The sequence below is a fragment of the candidate division WOR-3 bacterium genome (assembly GCA_039804025.1).
In the GTDB taxonomy this organism is placed as follows: Bacteria; Hydrothermota; Hydrothermia; order Hydrothermales; family JAJRUZ01; genus JBCNVI01.
Genome location: JBDRZP010000031.1, coordinates 1 through 16,626, shown reverse-complemented (window position 1 = coordinate 16,626; position 16,626 = coordinate 1). Strand labels below are relative to the sequence as shown.

At 29.9% G+C, this 16,626-nt stretch carries 16 protein-coding genes; 5 read left to right on the top strand and 11 right to left on the bottom strand.

Annotation, left to right across the window (positions count from 1 at the left end; translation table 11 throughout):
- The 10 genes from ABIN73_09370 to ABIN73_09325 form a co-directional block, all read right to left on the bottom strand.
- On the bottom strand, positions 1-453 hold a 453-nt coding region (locus tag ABIN73_09370), incomplete at its 3' end, for a hypothetical protein (GenBank protein ID MEO0269933.1).
- Between the two features lie 242 nt (positions 454-695).
- On the bottom strand, positions 696-1,331 hold the full coding sequence (locus ABIN73_09365; protein MEO0269932.1) for a DUF4388 domain-containing protein: 636 nt from the start codon (positions 1,329-1,331) through the stop codon (positions 696-698).
- 1 nt (position 1,332) lies between these two features.
- Positions 1,333-2,277, bottom strand: a complete 945-nt coding sequence (locus tag ABIN73_09360; GenBank protein ID MEO0269931.1) for an acetyl-CoA carboxylase carboxyltransferase subunit alpha — start codon at positions 2,275-2,277, stop codon at positions 1,333-1,335.
- Position 2,278: 1 nt separating this feature from the next.
- On the bottom strand, positions 2,279-3,145 hold the full coding sequence (locus tag ABIN73_09355; GenBank protein ID MEO0269930.1) for a hypothetical protein: 867 nt from the start codon (positions 3,143-3,145) through the stop codon (positions 2,279-2,281).
- A complete protein-coding gene (locus ABIN73_09350) occupies positions 3,142-4,137 on the bottom strand; it encodes a M20/M25/M40 family metallo-hydrolase (GenBank protein ID MEO0269929.1) in 996 nt (331 codons plus the stop codon). Before ABIN73_09350 ends, ABIN73_09355 begins: the two co-directional genes overlap by 4 nt.
- Positions 4,134-4,895 carry a ParB/RepB/Spo0J family partition protein gene (locus ABIN73_09345; protein ID MEO0269928.1) on the bottom strand — a complete coding sequence of 254 codons (762 nt, stop codon included), beginning with the start codon at positions 4,893-4,895 and terminating at the stop codon, positions 4,134-4,136. The genes ABIN73_09350 and ABIN73_09345 overlap by 4 nt, the downstream gene beginning before the upstream one ends.
- Entirely contained in the window at positions 4,888-5,646 is a 759-nt protein-coding gene (locus ABIN73_09340) for a ParA family protein (protein MEO0269927.1), read from the bottom strand. The genes ABIN73_09345 and ABIN73_09340 overlap by 8 nt, the downstream gene beginning before the upstream one ends.
- Positions 5,643-7,304, bottom strand: a complete 1,662-nt coding sequence (gene hutU / locus ABIN73_09335; protein ID MEO0269926.1) for a urocanate hydratase — start codon at positions 7,302-7,304, stop codon at positions 5,643-5,645. Before hutU ends, ABIN73_09340 begins: the two co-directional genes overlap by 4 nt.
- Before the next feature lie 107 nt (positions 7,305-7,411).
- Positions 7,412-8,395 (bottom strand): M48 family metallopeptidase, encoded by a 984-nt coding sequence (locus ABIN73_09330; GenBank protein MEO0269925.1) that lies wholly within the window; start codon positions 8,393-8,395, stop codon positions 7,412-7,414.
- A gap of 5 nt (positions 8,396-8,400) precedes the next feature.
- Complete coding sequence (locus ABIN73_09325) at positions 8,401-8,967, bottom strand: LemA family protein (protein ID MEO0269924.1); 567 nt, start codon at positions 8,965-8,967, stop codon at positions 8,401-8,403.
- A 120-nt stretch (positions 8,968-9,087) separates the two neighbouring features.
- On the opposite strand from ABIN73_09325, the gene ABIN73_09320 reads away from it, so the two are divergent.
- Genes ABIN73_09320 through ABIN73_09300 form a run of 5 tightly spaced genes read left to right on the top strand, consistent with a single transcriptional unit; the run spans position 9,088 to position 14,414 of the window.
- The gene (locus ABIN73_09320; protein ID MEO0269923.1) at positions 9,088-9,834 is read left to right on the top strand and encodes a hypothetical protein; all 747 of its coding nucleotides are present in this window, start codon (positions 9,088-9,090) and stop codon (positions 9,832-9,834) included.
- Positions 9,831-10,325 carry an HIT domain-containing protein gene (locus ABIN73_09315; protein MEO0269922.1) on the top strand — a complete coding sequence of 165 codons (495 nt, stop codon included), beginning with the start codon at positions 9,831-9,833 and terminating at the stop codon, positions 10,323-10,325. The genes ABIN73_09320 and ABIN73_09315 overlap by 4 nt, the downstream gene beginning before the upstream one ends.
- A complete protein-coding gene (locus ABIN73_09310) occupies positions 10,306-11,316 on the top strand; it encodes a PfkB family carbohydrate kinase (GenBank protein MEO0269921.1) in 1,011 nt (336 codons plus the stop codon). The genes ABIN73_09315 and ABIN73_09310 overlap by 20 nt, the downstream gene beginning before the upstream one ends.
- The gene (locus tag ABIN73_09305) at positions 11,313-12,626 is read left to right on the top strand and encodes a sigma-54 dependent transcriptional regulator (protein MEO0269920.1); all 1,314 of its coding nucleotides are present in this window, start codon (positions 11,313-11,315) and stop codon (positions 12,624-12,626) included. The genes ABIN73_09310 and ABIN73_09305 overlap by 4 nt, the downstream gene beginning before the upstream one ends.
- Positions 12,627-14,414 carry an ABC transporter ATP-binding protein gene (locus ABIN73_09300; GenBank protein MEO0269919.1) on the top strand — a complete coding sequence of 596 codons (1,788 nt, stop codon included), beginning with the start codon at positions 12,627-12,629 and terminating at the stop codon, positions 14,412-14,414. It begins immediately after the preceding gene.
- A gap of 4 nt (positions 14,415-14,418) precedes the next feature.
- On the opposite strand, the gene ABIN73_09295 is transcribed toward ABIN73_09300, so the two are convergent.
- The coding region (locus tag ABIN73_09295) for a T9SS type A sorting domain-containing protein (GenBank protein ID MEO0269918.1) at positions 14,419-16,626 on the bottom strand (2,208 nt) is incomplete at its 5' end.

Below are 16,626 nucleotides of genomic sequence, written 5' to 3'. Positions count from 1 at the left end.
TAATATTAATTTTCCATCATCTGTCCCTATAATAAGTCTATCATAACGAGGACTTATATCAAGACACTGAAAATTACCCTGAAGTAAAATTCTATCACCTGTTCCATCTAAATTTATTACTTTCAGCGCTTGTTTTACCCACATAACCTTATTTATTTTATATGCAGCAAGATAGTAAATTTTTCCAGAAGGAGAATACACAGGGTCAGAATAGGCTTTAAAAGGAGGAACAGGTTTGGCAATAAGTTTTAAATTTGGTGACCTCTGCCATATTCTCTCCTGACCATTTTCAATTTTTTTCCTGCATGAAAACAAAAAGGGTAATAGCAAAATAATTAAAATAATATTTTCCTTTATCCATGATTGAATAACTTTAGCTAGTATTTTTAATTCAAGGTTTTCAATGGGGCAGATCCTCAAAATTTTTTCTATCATCACACATATTAAAGACATATTTTTGATTATAAGATAAAAAAAAAATTGTCAAGGGTATGTAGAATACCATAACAATATTGAATTTTTATGGCTCAATAAGATTTTAAAAAATGCCTCCTACAAAATGTGCCTATATTCCCTCTTTAAATCTTTCAACTTTAAAAAACATCTTTCATTGTCTTGTCGGCTATTTTCAAAAAATTTGATAATTTCCCTCAATTCTTCCTCTCTATCCTTTTTTTAAAATTTTTTCGGCCTAATTATTTTTTTCTGAAAAATCCAAAAATACCTTTGTCCTTTTTCTCTTCTTCTTTTTCTTTTTTCTCTGTTTCAAATTTTTCTTTTTTTTCTTCTATCTTTTTTATTCTTACAAGACCTAATCCTATTAAACCGAAAAGAATTTTTGCTGTTTCAATTTCTCCCATTCTTAAAATATTTGCGAGTTCTTTAATATTTCTTTTTCCATCAATTTGAGAAAGGACTCTCCATTCATCGGCATTTAAATTAATCACCTCAATATCTGTATTCGGGTTAGGTTCAAGTTCAAAAACTGTTTCAAGAGAAGGTATAACCTTTTTTATCCTGTTCCATTCATCAATTTTTCTTGCAGCTTCTATTATCATTGTTGGAATTGGTATATTTAATGTTTTTTTATCAGTCTTCTGTCCGATTTCAAATCTGAATCTACCCTTATCCCATTCAAAAATTTTTGCTATGGCAAGTTCATCGGTTTCACCTCCACATTCTGCATGAACTACTATGGAATTCTCAATAAAAATTTTCGCCTTTTCACCGGAAGGATGTTCAATAATTAAAGTTCCATCCTTCCTTCCCATTTGAATTATCTGTAAAATATCTGTTAATTCAAAATCTTCAAGTGTTCCTTCAAGTGCCATTTTAAACCTCTCTGTATATTCCTATTTTAAGATACTTTTCCCTTCTTTTATTTTTCAATTTCAAAATTGTTTCTTTTTTCATTTCCTCAACATCTTTTAAAATTTTTTCTCTTACAATCCTATAAACATATTGAGGGTCCTTATGAGCTCCACCAAGAGGTTCATCAACTATATCATCTATAATACCAAATTCTTTTAAATCCTGCGAGGTAAGTCTTAAATACTTAGCTGCCTTTTCTGCTTTTGAGGAATCCCTGAACAAAATTGCAGCACAGCCTTCAGGTGATATAACAGAATATATGGAATATTTAAGTGCATATACCCTGTCTCCAACTCCTATAGCAAGGGCTCCTCCTGAACCGCCTTCTCCAATTATAAAGGTTATTATCGGAACATTAAGATCAATCATTTTATAAATACTTTGCGAAATAACCCATGCCTGCCCCCTTTCTTCTGCTCCTATTCCAGGATAAGCTCCGGGTGTATCAACAAGTGTTATTACAGGAATACTGAATTTTTCAGCAAGGTTAAAAGCCCTTATTGCTTTTCTGTAACCTTCCGGATGTGGCATACCAAAATTCCTTTTAATCTTTTCTCTTGTATCTCTTCCTTTCTCTTCACCAACTATAACAAAGGAAAATTTTTCAAGTTTCCCTATACCAGCAATTATTGCTGGATCATCTGAAAAAGTCCTATCACCGTGTATTTCAAAAAAATCTTCAAACACATTTTTAATATAATCAATAGAATGTGGTCTTTCAGGATGTCTTGCAATCTGAGTTATATCCCATGGACTTAAATTTCTGTAAACACTTTCCATTACTTTACTAAGTTTTTTTTCTAACCTTTCAATCTCTTCAAGAAGTTCTGGTCTTGATTTAGATAGTTCCCTTAATTCCTTTATTTTTACCTCAAGTTCGTATACAGGTTTTTCAAATTCAAGCATATCAAAAGTTTATTTTTAAGCCAAAAGAATTTATATCTTCAAATTTATCTGAAGGTCTATAGGAATAAACAAAATTCAAAAATTTTTTTATTTTCAATTCAAATCCAGCTCCAAAATTAGAAATATCATCCTTTTTACCAATTCCTAAAAATAATTTTATAAAATTTTTAAAATCTTTTTCCAAAGAAAGATGGTATCCATTATAAAAGTTTTTATTTCCCCACAAACCTCTTCTATATGTAATATTTACTTCTAAATCAAATTTTTTTGAATAATTAATAATTTTAACATCAGAATAAGTTGGAATTCTGATATACTCATCACTGTAGGTAGGTTTTGTTCCAAGATTATTTAAAGATATTTCAATTTTTGGATTTTTTAAAATATTTATAAATAAGTTAAAATTCAGAGTAAAATTTTCTGCATTACTATTTAAAAATTTTTCCTCATTGTAAAAAAGAGAAATAAAAAAGGGGAAATTTTTTGAAAAGAAAAAACTTTTAGTAAGTCCAAGAGATATACCAAAAGGATTATAAGTTAGAAGAGGTTCTTCTGAGGGAAACTCATAAAATTCAAACTTACCGTAGTCAAAAAATTTAAAAGTTAATATTAATTTCAAGCTTTCATAATAAATACTGATTTTGTTGATTTTAGAACCTGCAATCCATTTAAGGTAATTAAAATTAATGTAGGATTTTCTTTCTAAAAAATCTAATAAATTTTTTCTTTTATATTCAAAAAAATTTTTTTCAAAAATAAAATAAGGCTCATCCTTTAACATAATATCTTCGTAAGGCGAGTAGGGGAGGAATAAATGCTGGAAGCCGAAAGATGATATATATGTGAATAGCAATAATTTTAAAATCAAGAAAGTTCCTCCTTTATGTAGTAAATTAAAAGTTTCTTTGTCCTCAGAAGGTCTCTTACATCAAGAAGTTCATTTGGGGAATGCATATATCTTAGAGGAATTGAAACAAGACCAGAGGGAACACCACCATCCCTTACAAAGAAATTGTCAAGATCAGTCCCTGTATAACTTTCTATTACTTCAATTTGAAAAGGAATTTCCTCTTTTTTAGCAATTTTTATAAGTTTTTCGGAGATTTTTCCTGTTATAAAAGGACCTTTTGCTATTACAGGTCCTTTATTGAGTTCAATATCTGTATCTTCATCCAATTTAGCTCTTGCAAAAGTTACATCCAGACAAATTGCTTCGTGTGGCTCAAATTTTTTTGTAATCAGAGAGGCTCCCAATCCACTTATTTCCTCCTGAACAGAAAAATATAAAATAATTTCTCCTTTAAAGTTCATATCCTTTAATTCCCTGGCTAAATCAAGAAGAACACTTGCAGAAGCCCTGTTATCAAAAGATCTCCCTGCACAGATATTTTCATTTAATTCTTTAAATTCTGATGAAAACAAAACAGGATCACCAGGTTTTACACCAGTTTCTTCTGAAGTCAAAAGTCCCAAATCTATATATAAATAATCCTTTTCCTCTTTTGCTTTTATGTGTGGAGGTGTCATTCCAATTATTCCCTTAAATTTCCCTTTTTCTGTAATTAGAATTACTTCCTTACCTTTTAAAATCTTTTTATCAGCCATCCTTGTATCTATTAGAATATAGTTTTTGTCAATTTTAGTTACATAAAACAGAATCTGGTCAATATGTGCTGTTAATAGAAGCTTTTTACCATTTTCCTTTTTAAGTCTTCCTGCAACATTACCAAAATAATCAATTTCTGTTATAAATCCATTTTCTTTAAGGTATTTTTCTATAAATAAGGAAAGTTCTCTTTCTCTACCGCTTGGGGCATCAAATTTTGTAAGTTCCTTCAATAAATTTTTAATATCCTTCATTTCAAAAGTTCTTCAATTAAAAATTCAAACTCCTTTTCATCCTTAAATATAAACTCAATTTTTCCTTTTTTTCCTTTATAATGAATTTTTACTTCAACTCCCCATTTTTTTCTTAAAAGCTCTTCTTCTTTTGAAAAATCTATTGTTATTTTTTTACTTAATTTTTTTTCAATTTCTCTAACTGGAATTTTCTTCCTTATTATTTCTTCTGCAAGTTTTATCATCTCTTCTTCATCCTTTAAACTCAAAAGGACTCTTGCATGCCCCTCTGAGAGTTCTCCTTTTTCTATCTTTTCTTTTATCTCAGAAGGTAGTTTAAGAAGTCTTAAAAGGTTAGTTACATATACTCTTGATTTTCCAATTTTTTTTGCCACTTCTTCATGAGTCAAGTTAAATTCATCAATTAGTCTTTTTATTGCAATAGCCTCTTCAATTGGATTTAGATTTTCTCTTTGTATATTTTCTATTATAGAAATTTCAGCTGCTTCAGTATCACTCACTTCCTTAACTATACATGGAATTTCCATTAATCCTATTTCTTTTGCTGCAAGAAATCTTCTATGTCCTGCTATTATTTCATATCCCTCCTTGATAGGTCTTACAATTACTGGTTCAATTATCCCCTTTTCCTTTATTGATTCTGCAAGATCCTTTAGAGCTTCAGGTGTTATTTTTTTTCTCATCTGGAATTTTGATTCTTTAATATTTATAATGGGGATTTTTATTATTTCTTCCCGCTTTGAAAGAAGTTCATTCAAGGTGCGACCCAAGGGGTTCCTTTTCTCTTTCAAGTTTTAGCACCTCCTTGGCAAAATTTAAATAGCTTTCTGCTCCTATTGAATTTCTATCATATTCAAAAATTGTTTTCCCAAAAGAGGGGGCTTCTGCCAGCCTTACATTTCTTGGTATTACTGTTTTAAAAACTTTGTCACCGAAAGAGTTTCTTAGTTCTTTTTCAATATGTTTTGAAAGTAAAAGTCTTGAATCATACATTGTTATGATAAAACCCATTACTGAAATAAGAGGGTTATAATTTGCCTTTACATATTTTATAGTACTTAAAAGGGAGACAAGCCCTTCCAGAGCAAAATATTCACTTTGAACAGGTATTATAACTTTATCACTTATTGATAAGGCAAATATAGATAGATCCCCGAGTGAGGGAGGTGTATCTATGAAAACATAGTCAAAATCAAAAGATTTGAGTGATTTATGGAAACTTTTTGCTTTTTCTTTTTCAAAAATTAAACTATCTTTACCAGTTGATGGAAGAATAAAGAGATTATTTCTTTCTATTATTATATCCTCAATTTTTCCTCCTTCATTTAAAATTTCAAATATTCCCTTTTTAAAATTTTTTAATCCAAGTCCGCTTGTTAAATTTGCCTGAATATCAAAATCTATTAATAGAACTTTCTTTTTTAAAAGAGATAGTGCACTTCCCAAATTTATACATGTGGTTGTCTTACCAACTCCTCCTTTCTGATTACACAAGGATATTATTCTCACTCTTCCTCCCTTAACATTGGTATTTTGATTTTCTTTTCCTTTGCTATTTTAATTGCTGTTTCATAACCTGCATCTGCATGTCTTACAATACCCAACCCTGGGTCGTTTGTTAAAACTCTCGCGAGTTTTTGATCCGAAAGTTTTGTTCCATCTGCAACAATTACCTGTCCTGCATGAATAGAGTAACCTATTCCAACTCCTCCTCCATGATGAAGGGAAACCCATGAGGCACCTGAAGCTGTATTTAAAAGTGCATTTAAAACAGGCCAATCAGCAATAGCATCTGAACCGTCCCTCATTCCTTCTGTTTCTCTATTAGGTGAAGCAACAGAACCAGCGTCAAGGTGATCCCTTCCTATTACTATAGGAGCCTTTAATTTTCCGTCCCTGACAAGTCTATTAAAAAGAAGTCCTGCCTTATCCCTTTCTCCATAACCAAGCCAGCATATTCTCGCGGGCAACCCCTGAAACGGAACCTTTTCCTCTGCTAACTTTATCCATCTTCTAAGAGATTCATTTTCAGGGAAAAGCTTTAAAACCTCTCTATCTGTTAAATAAATATCCTCAGGGTCACCTGATAAAGCAACCCATCTAAAGGGTCCCTTTCCTTCGCAGAATAAGGGTCTTATATATTCAAGAACAAAACCGGGAACTTTAAAAGCATCCTCAACTCCTGCCTCTTTTGCTCTTCCTCTTATGTTGTTTCCATAATCAAAGGCAACTGCCCCTTGTTTTTGCATTTCAAGAATTGCTTCCATGTGCCTTGCAATTGATTCATAAGACCTTTTTAAATATTCCTCTGGATTCTTTCTTCTCAATTCAAGAGCTTCTTCTAAAGTCATCCTTCCAGGAACATAACCATTTAATGGGTCATGTGCTGAAGTCTGATCAGTTACCACATCAGGAATTATTCCCCTTCTTACAAGTTCAGGATGAATGTCTGAAGCATTTCCAACAAGACCAATTGACCTTGGTATTTTTTTCTTTAATGCTTCATCAACAAGTTTTAGTGCTTCATCAAGATTATAAACCATAAATTCACAGAACCCCTGTTTTAACCTTCTTTCAATTTTCTTAGGGTCAACTTCTACATCAAGAATAACTCCCTCATTCATTGTTACTGCAAGTGGCTGAGCACCCGACATACCACCCATACCAGCAGTTAAAACAAATTTCCCCCTTAAAGAAGAACCAAAATGTTTTCTTGCACAGGCTGCAAATGTTTCATAGGTGCCCTGAATTATTCCCTGAGTTCCTATATATATCCAGGAACCTGCTGTCATCTGACCGAACATTATTAAACCTTTTGCTTCAAGCATTGTAAAATAATCCTCTCTTGCCCATTTTGGAACAAGAAGGGAATTAGCAATTAAAACTCTTGGAGCCCATTCATGTGTCTTAAAAACCCCAACCGGTTTTCCTGATTGAATCAAAAGGGTTTCATCATTTTCAAGTTCTAAAAGCTCTCTTACAATCATATTAAAGGATTCCCAGTTTCTTGCAGCTTTTCCTGTTCCTCCATAAACAATCAATTTTTCAGGATTTTCTGCAACTTCCGGGTCAACATTGTTCATAAGCATTCTTATAGCAGCTTCCTGTATCCAGCCTTTTGCATTTAATTTATCCCCTCTTGGAGCTCTAATTTTTCCAGGTTCCATTTTGAATAATTCAATCAGTTTTTTCTTCATTTTAAGGCAAATTTTAAATAAGGGCTTTGGACCCTTCCCTTATTATTATAAAGAAAATTTAATAATGATTTCTTTAATTAAAACAATCCTGCCATTTCTTTTAAAATTTTTATTCTTTTTTCTATAGGTGGGTGAGTTGACATAAGGTCAGCAAAAAAATTCTCCATTTCACCAAATTTTGATTTTAAAGGGTTAATTATACACATATGGGAAACTCCTTTCATTTTCCATTGAGATGGGTTTTGTAAAGAGGCAATTTTTTCAAGAGCTTTCGCAAGAGAAACAGGGTTCCTTGTTAGTTCAGCAGAACTTGCATCTGCTAAATATTCCCTTGACCTTGATATTGAAAAAAATACAAGCCTTGCAAATAAGGGTCCAAGAATTGAAAGAATCAAAAGAAGGATAATGAGTATAAGAGTAATTGCCCCTCCCTTTAAACCTATTCTGCTTCCGGTTTCTCTTCTTTTTGAGGTTCTACTAACAGTAAAAAATTGATATCTCAGAAAACGACTTGCAAGATCAGATAACAAAACAATTACACCAACAAGTGTGGCAGCTACGGTCATAACAAGAATATCTCTGTTCCTTATATGAGCCATTTCATGACCTATTACTCCTTGCAATTCTTCTCTGTTAAGAAGATTAAGTAACCCTTTTGTTACTACAATAGAGGAGTTTTCAGGATTCTTTCCTGTTGCAAAGGCATTAGGAATATCTGTATCAAGAATGTAGACTTTTGGCATGGGAAGTCCAGAAGCAATTTTCATTTCCTCCACTACATTTAAAAGCATTTTTTCCTTCAAATCATTTAAGTTGAGTTTTCTGACTCCAATAGTTTTTAAAAGGATTTTGTCTCCGAAATTATAGGAAATATAAGAATTTATAGAAGATAAAAGAAAGGCAAAAATAGTAAAAAAGGGAATTTTTGAATAATCAGGAAAACCTGTATAAAAAAAATCTATTAGAAATCCAAAAAAAGTAGCAAGGAGGATAAATAAAAATATTAAAATTTTAGTTTTCCTTATATTTTTTTCCTGTATTTCATAAAAACTGATTCCCATTTTAATTAAAATTCAAGATTCACTCTTGGTGCCTCCCTTTCTTCATCTTTAATTTCAAAGAAATCATAGGGTTTAAAATTGAAAATTCCTGCTATTAAATTATTTGGAAAAACCTGAATTGCTGTGTTATATCTCATAACAGAGTCATTAAAATGCTGTCTTGCAAAAGCAATATTATTTTCTGTATGTGTTAATTCCTCTTGGAGTTTTAAAACATTTTCATTTGCCTTTAATTCAGGATAATTTTCAAAAAGTGCAAAAAGTCTTGTTAGAACACCCCCAAGTTCTCCTTCTGCTTCTGCTATTTTTCTTATATCTCCTGTTCCTGATGCTGAAACAGCCTTTGTTCTTGCCTCTATAACCTTCTGAAGGGTTTCTTGTTCATACTTCATATAACCTTTAACAGCATTAACAAGATTAGGTACGAGGTCATGTCTTCTTTTTAATTGAACATCAATTTGAGACCAAGCATTTTGAACTCTCACTTTTAATTTTATAAGGTTGTTATAAATTCCTATGAGGAAGAAAACAAAAAATAATAAAACTATTAAAAAAATTATAAAAGGAAACACTTTATTTACCTCCTTTTATAAAGGGTTAGAACCTTTTTTATTTTACAATCTCTGGTTTGAAAAATTCAAGGAAAATTTAATATTATTAAATATTAAACTAATTTTAAAAAGGAGAAAAAATTGGGTTTTGATATTGAAACTTTGGAAAAAATTCTGGTTTTACAAGAAGTTGACAGGGTTATTTTCTCTTATAAAGATAGGTTAAAAAAATTACCCTCTATAATTGAAAAGAAAAAAAAGGAAATATCTGAAATAGAGGGAAGGATTAAAAAAGAAGAAGAAGAAATAAAAATAATGGAAAAGGAAATTAAGGGTTTATATCTTGATCTTGAGGATATAGAAGAAAATATTAAAAAGTTTGAAAGGGATCTGTTTTCGGTTAAAACTAACGAAGAGTATCGAGCTCTCCAGAGTGAAATTGAATTTTCAAAAAGAAGAAAAATGGAACTGGAAGAAGAAATTTTACAAAGGGAAGAAAAACTGGAACATAAGAAAAAATTATTTATTGATTTTAAAAATAAAGTAAAAAATGAAGTTGAGAAAGAAAAGGAAAATTTAAGAAAACTGGAAGAAGAATTAACAGAAATTCCAAAGAAAATTGAAGAAGCTGAAGATTTAAGATTGAGAAAAAAAATATTGATTGATAAAAAAGTCCTTGAAGTTTACGAGAGAATTTTAAGTGGAAGGGGTTATCCTGCTGTTTGTGAAGTTGAGATAAAAGATGAAGGAAATGATAAAAAGTTTTATTGTTCAGGATGCAGTTCTCAGATCCCATTTTTTACTATTGATGAGATGATGAGAAAAGGGGAAACAGGAGTTTGTCATTATTGTGGGAGGATAATTTACATTAAAAAGGACAAATTATGAAAAAATTATGGGCACCATGGAGAATCCAATATATAAAAACCCTTGAAAAAGAAAAAGGGTGTATTTTCTGTATTAAACCAAAAGAAAAAAGAGACGAAGAAAATTTTATTTTAAAAAGGGGAAAAAAGTGTTTTATAATTCTTAACAAATTTCCTTACAATTCAGGTCACCTTATGATAGCTCCTTACAGACATACAGGTAAGATTGAAAATTTGAAAGATGAGGAAAGCCTTGAAATTTTTAACTTTTTAAAACTCTCAATAAAAGCTTTAAAAAAGGCAATAAAACCCCATGGCTTTAATATAGGAATAAACATTGGAAAAATAGCAGGCGCAGGTTACCCAGGTCATATCCACTTTCATGTTGTTCCAAGATGGGATGGAGACACAAATTTTATGCCGGTGATAGGTGAAACAAAGGTAATTCCAGAAGAGATAGAGAGAACTTTTAAAGTTCTTTATCCTTTTTTTAATGAAGAAAATAAAGGATAGATTAATAAGTATTATAAAAAATTTTAAAGGGAAAAAAATCAAGGTAATAGGTGATATAATTCTGGATGAATATATTTTTGGTGAGGTAGATAGAATTTCACCAGAAGCTCCTGTTCCTGTGGTCCTTGTAAAGAGTAAAAAGTATAATCTCGGAGGAGCTGCAAATGTTGCATGGAATATAAAAGCTCTTAAGGGAGAACCAGAACTTTTTGGTGTTATTGGAGATGATTATTCTTCAAAAATTCTTCTTGATATAATGGAAGAAAAAGGTATTAAAAAAGATGGAATTATTAAGGTGAATTCAAGACCCACTACAAGAAAAACAAGAGTGATAGGACAAAACCAGCAGATAGTTAGAATTGATGAGGAAATAACTGAACCTATAAAGGTTTCTCAAAGAAAAAGAATAATTGAAAAAATTCTGGAAAATGATAATTTTTCTGCTTTTATTTTTGAAGATTATGAAAAAGGAACAATTACAAAAGAATTGATAAGTGAAATAAAAAAAAGAAATAAAGGGAAAATTATAACATGTGATCCCAAAAAACATAATTTTAATTTTTACAAAAATATCAATGTTTTAAAACCGAACAGGAAAGAATTAGAATTTGTTTCTAAAAGAGAATTAAAAAATGAAAATTATATGGTAAAAGAAATTGATAAACTTTCAAGAAAACTATCTATTCCCATAATACTTTTAACTCTTGGTGAAAAAGGAATGATTTTAAAATTTGATAATAATATATATAAAATTCCTTCCCTTGAAGTTGAAGTTTATGATGTTACAGGTGCTGGTGATACTGTTATAGCATCTTACACACTTTCCCTTGTTTCAGGAGCTAATCCACTTGAGGCTGCTATAATATCAACGATAGCTGCTGGTATTGAAGTTACAAAGCTCGGTGCTTCTGCTGTATTCCCTGAAGAATTAATTGAAATGGTTGAAAAAAAATCAGATGAAATTTTTGAGGGAACGAAAAAATTAAGATGAAAATTTTAATTGTTGAAGATGATGAAATTCAAGGTAGAAATTTAGAATCAATTTTAAGAGAAAAGGGTTTTAAGGTTAAGTTTGTGAAAGATCCTCTGAATGCCCTTTATTTTTTCAGAAGAGGTTATAAAACTATCTTACTTGACCTTAAAATGCCTGAAATAGATGGAATTGAACTAATGAAAAAGATGAAGGAAGAAGGTGAAGGAAAGTTTTTAATCATCACTGCTCATGGAACAATTGAGTCAGCTGTTAATGCTTTAAAAGAAGGTGCTCTTGATTATTTAACAAAGCCTCTTGATATAGAAAAACTCATTAATATATTAAAACAGCTTGAAGAAAGAGAAAAACTTGAAGATGAGTTAGAGTATTTAAGAGAAGAGATCAAAAAATTTAAAGGGGAAGAATTTATCATTGTCAATGAAAATGTGAAAAAAATATTTATTGATGCTGAAAAAGTAGCAGAAACAGATGCTACTATTTTAATAAGAGGGGAAAGTGGAGTGGGAAAGGAAGTTCTTGCAAAATATATACATAAAAAAAGTGGAAGAAAAGGAAATTTTGTGGCAATATCTTGCACTGCTATACCTTCTGAACTTCTTGAAGCAGAGCTTTTTGGGTATGAAAAAGGTGCTTTTACAGGTGCAGAAAAGTCTAAAAAAGGAAAATTTGAACTGGCAGATGAAGGAACTTTATTTCTTGATGAAATTGGTGATTTACCTTTAAATCTTCAAGCAAAATTATTGAGATTTTTGCAAGAAAAACAGATTGAAAGACTCGGTTCTCTTGAAAGAGTAGATATTAACACAAGAATTATCTGTGCAACAAATAAAGACCTTGAAAAAATGGTAAGGGAAAAACTTTTTAGAGAAGATTTATATTACCGAATAAATGTTATAAGTTTTTATATACCTCCTTTAAGGGAAAGAAAAGATGAGATTTTACCTTTGATGGAATATTATCTTGAAAAATTTTCTGAAAAGTATCATTTAAAAAAACCAATTCTTTCTGATAAAATAAAAAGGAAACTTATGAATTATTCTTTTCCAGGTAATGTTAGAGAACTTATAAATTTAGCAGAAAGGCTTGTTTTGTTAAGACAGGGTGAAGTTGTAGAATACATACCTGAAATAGAAAAAGAAGAGGATTATGATACTTTAAATCTTTATGAATTAGAAAAGAGACATATTGAAAAAGTTTTGAAGATGACAAAAGGTAAATTGAGTAAGGCTGCAGAATTGCTGGGTGTTCACAGGAATACTCTTAGAGAAAAATTAAAAAAATATGGAATAAAGTTTGAGGAAAATTAGATGAAAATTTATATAAAATTATTTAATTTTTTTAAGTCTCACTTGATAATTTTATTTCTCACAATTTTAACAACAATTTTATTTTCTCTTGTAAATGGAATTTCCCTTACAATGATTCCTCCCTTTTTACATATAATATTTGGCGGAGAAATAAAATCACAAAGTTTTTTTATAGATAGATTTTTATATTTAGTTGAAAAGACTCTTATTGCCGATAGCAAAATTGAGTCAATTAAGAGATTATGTTTTTTTCTAATTATAATATTTGGGATTAAATCACTTTTTGGATATTTATCAAAATTTTTGTCATTTATGTTTCAAGAGATAATTTCAAGAGATTTAAGAAACACACTTTTTTCCAAGTTTTTAAATTTACCACTTTTATACTTTTCAAAAGAAAAAACAGGTTCCCTTGTTTCAAGATTTACTCATGATTTAACCATTGTTAGATATGCTTTATCAGAGGGATTAATTCAGTTTTTAAGAGAATTTATGAATGTTTTAGTTTATCTTATTGTTGCCTTTTGGGCTTCTCCCTTACTTACCCTAATTTCCTTTATTATTTTGCCTTTTGCCTTTATTTTTATACAGGTTTCTTCAAAGGTTTTAAGGAGAAGAGCAAAAAGGGCACAGGAGAGAATGGGTGAAATTGGTTCAAGGGCTCAAGAAATTCTTATGAATTTAAAGATTGTAAAGTCTTTTGTTAGGAAAAAAGATGAAATAGAAAAGTTTAAAAATGAAACCGATAAGTTTTATAGAGCTCATTTAAAATATGAAAATCTTTCAATATTAACTCCCCATCTAACAGAATTTGTTGGTGCAATAATGGCTTCTTTTTTGCTATATCTCGGAGGAGTTTTTATTTTTAGATATAGCCTCTTAACACCTGACAAATTTTTTGTATTTTTAGCTTCAGCACTTTCAATGCTTCAACCCTTAAAAGGTTTAACACTTTCTTATACAAACTTACAGCAGGGGATAACTGCTCTTGAAAGAACTTTCAATATACTGAAGGAAAAAGAAGAAAAAGGAGGTTCTTTACAATTTAAAAAGTTAGAAAGAGGAATAGAATTTAAAAATGTGTCGTTTTTTTATGAAAAAGAAAGGTGGGTTTTGAGAAATATAAATTTATTTCTTGAAAAGGGTAAAGTTTATGCTTTTGTTGGACCATCAGGAGCAGGGAAATCAACTCTTTTATCCCTTTTATTAAGATTCTATGATCCTCAGGAGGGTGAAATTTTCATAGATGGAATAAACCTTAAAAATTTTGATCTTGATTCTTTGAGGAGTAAAATTGGTTTTGTTAGTCAAGAAACCATGTTATTTTCAGGCACTGTAAGAGATAATATACTCTATGGGAATCCAGATGCTAAGGAAGAAGACCTTGAAAGGGCAATAAAATTTGCTGCTTTAGAAGAATTAATATTAAGATTACCCAAGGGTTTAGATACTGATATAAAAGAACTTGGAAAAACTCTTTCTGGTGGTGAAAAACAGAGAATATCAATAGCAAGAGTTTTTATTAAGAACCCTGAAATTTTAATTCTTGATGAATTCACATCACAACTGGATGCTCGTTCTGAACATCTAGTAAAGGAAGCCATTTATAATCTCTTCAAAGAGAGAACAAGTCTTGTAATTGCTCATAGATTATCAACTGTTTTAAAGGCAGATGAAATTATTCTCATGGATCATGGAAGGATTATTGATAGAGGAAAACATGATGAATTGTTAAAAAGGTCTGAACTTTATTCAAAACTATATAAGCTCCAGTTTGAAAAGGTTTAAATGTTTATTTAAGCCTTATAAATTTTTTAGTTTGTGTATTATTTTTATTAAAAAGTTTTATAAAATATATCCCATTTTTCAAATTCAATTCCTTCATATTCATATTATTTCCCTTTGAAATAAGCCTTCCTGAAATATCAAATAATTTATAATTTATTCCAATTTCTTCAGGATTAAAAGTTAATTTAAAATCTTTAACATTTGATTTTGATAAATTAGAATTTAATTGAATTGATGATGTGTTTCTTCTGTTACTGTATTTTTCACACCAGTAAGGAAAGGTTTTGCTACCTGGAAGACTTAAAACATAAAAAGTACCACCGCATTTTACATAAAGTTCATTTATTCCATCATGATTGTAGTCAGCAATAAGGGGAGTCGAATTTGTAATCCCAAATAACTTTATAGGATATCCTGTTAAGGGGATGAGTTGGGAATTAAATATAAATAAATGCCCCTGTGATGTTAAGAGAATAACTTCTTTTTTGTTATCACCAAAAAGATCATATACAAGTGGAGATATTCTGCTATTTGTTACACCAGTAAAGTAAGAATTGATTATATTAAAATTTTTATCAATTATATAAATTTTTCCATCAGAGGAGTAGAGGATAATTTCAAAATAACCGTCATCTTCTAAATCAGAAATAACAGGTTGAGAATAGCTATTTAAATTCTGAAAATTCTTTAAGCAATTTAAATTTTTATCAAGGATAAATAAACCCTTATCCCTTGTTGCGGTAATTATTTCAATATCTCCGTCTCCATTTAAATCAGCAGTGACAGGTGGAACCTCACTTATTCCGTCAAGGTCAATGGAACCCAATTTAATTCCTTCAGAAGTAGAAATTCCAATATAGTTTGAATAAGTTCCATAAATTATTTCTTCACCCGGATATTCCTGGTAAATATCATTTATTGAAAAACCTGTTCCGTAATCTTCAATATTTAATGGAAACCCAGGTTTTAATCCGAAATTTTTATTTAACCTGTATATCTTATTTCCTGAAGTAAAAAGTATAGGAAAACTATCTTCAATAATAACAACATCTCTTGAAGAATATCCATTTAAATAGGTTATATTTCCATTTTCGAATTTTAAAAGTGTTTTGTTGTTACCAAAAATCATTCCAAGGGTGAATTCTTCTTTGCCATCATGGTCTATATCATAAACAGCAGGTGTACCTTCAATTGCACTTCCTTCAACCTGAATTGTGTCAAAATTTCCCTTCCCATATAAAAGAAAAATATATCCTAACTGAGAAGGAATAATGATATCTTCCAGATTATCACCATCAAGGTCACCTGATTTAAGTGATGATACTCCGTATATTTTTGCTCCACCAAATACCATATAACCTTCCATTGGAATTTCAAAAGATTTTTCTATTTTAACTGGATAAAGGGTATCAGTTATTATTTTCTTAAGTGTTGTTGTAGTATAATTTGTAAAATAAAGTTCAGCAACAAAACTTTTTGTTAAATTTTTAAGATTTATAACTTTTTTATTAAAAACAAAGGGATAAAGATAGGAATTATTTTTTTCTTTTATAAGGCATATAGCATAGAAGGGTTCATTTGAATTTATAAATAAATTTGTGTAATCAGGCTCTATATCTGTATGATCTAATTGAGGATTCAAAACTTCTTCACCATTTTCCATTTTTATTATTTTTTCTGAAATCAATTTTTCATTTTCATATACAGATATTTTAATTTTCCCTTTGTCTTGAGGAATATATATATTTTCAAGAACTTTTATACTTTTTCCTTCAATAAGAATGTTTTTCTGCAGGTTATCTATTAATACTTTTACATTTCTTATTTTGGATGAAAAGTTTGCTAAAATAAGGGAATCAATAATGGTTTCAGGAATTATAGATTTTTTAAATTTTGCACCAAAAATAATAAAAGAATCATTTATAACCGGTAAAATTACGATTTCTCTTTTGAAAAGATTGGGTCTTTCTGATTTTATTTCAATAACAAAGGAAGCATTTTCACTTAAAATCTTACCTTCAATGAATTTTGTATTTACAATTTCTCCTATGTTTATAACATCTATAAAAGCTGAATCCTGACTTAAATATAATCCCTTTACATCTTTTGCTTTAATTGAAACAGATTCAAGGGTTGAATCACCAGAATTTTTCAATTTTAGAAGTAAAGAGAAATTATTCCCTTTTATTAGATTTTCCTGTGATTCTATTGA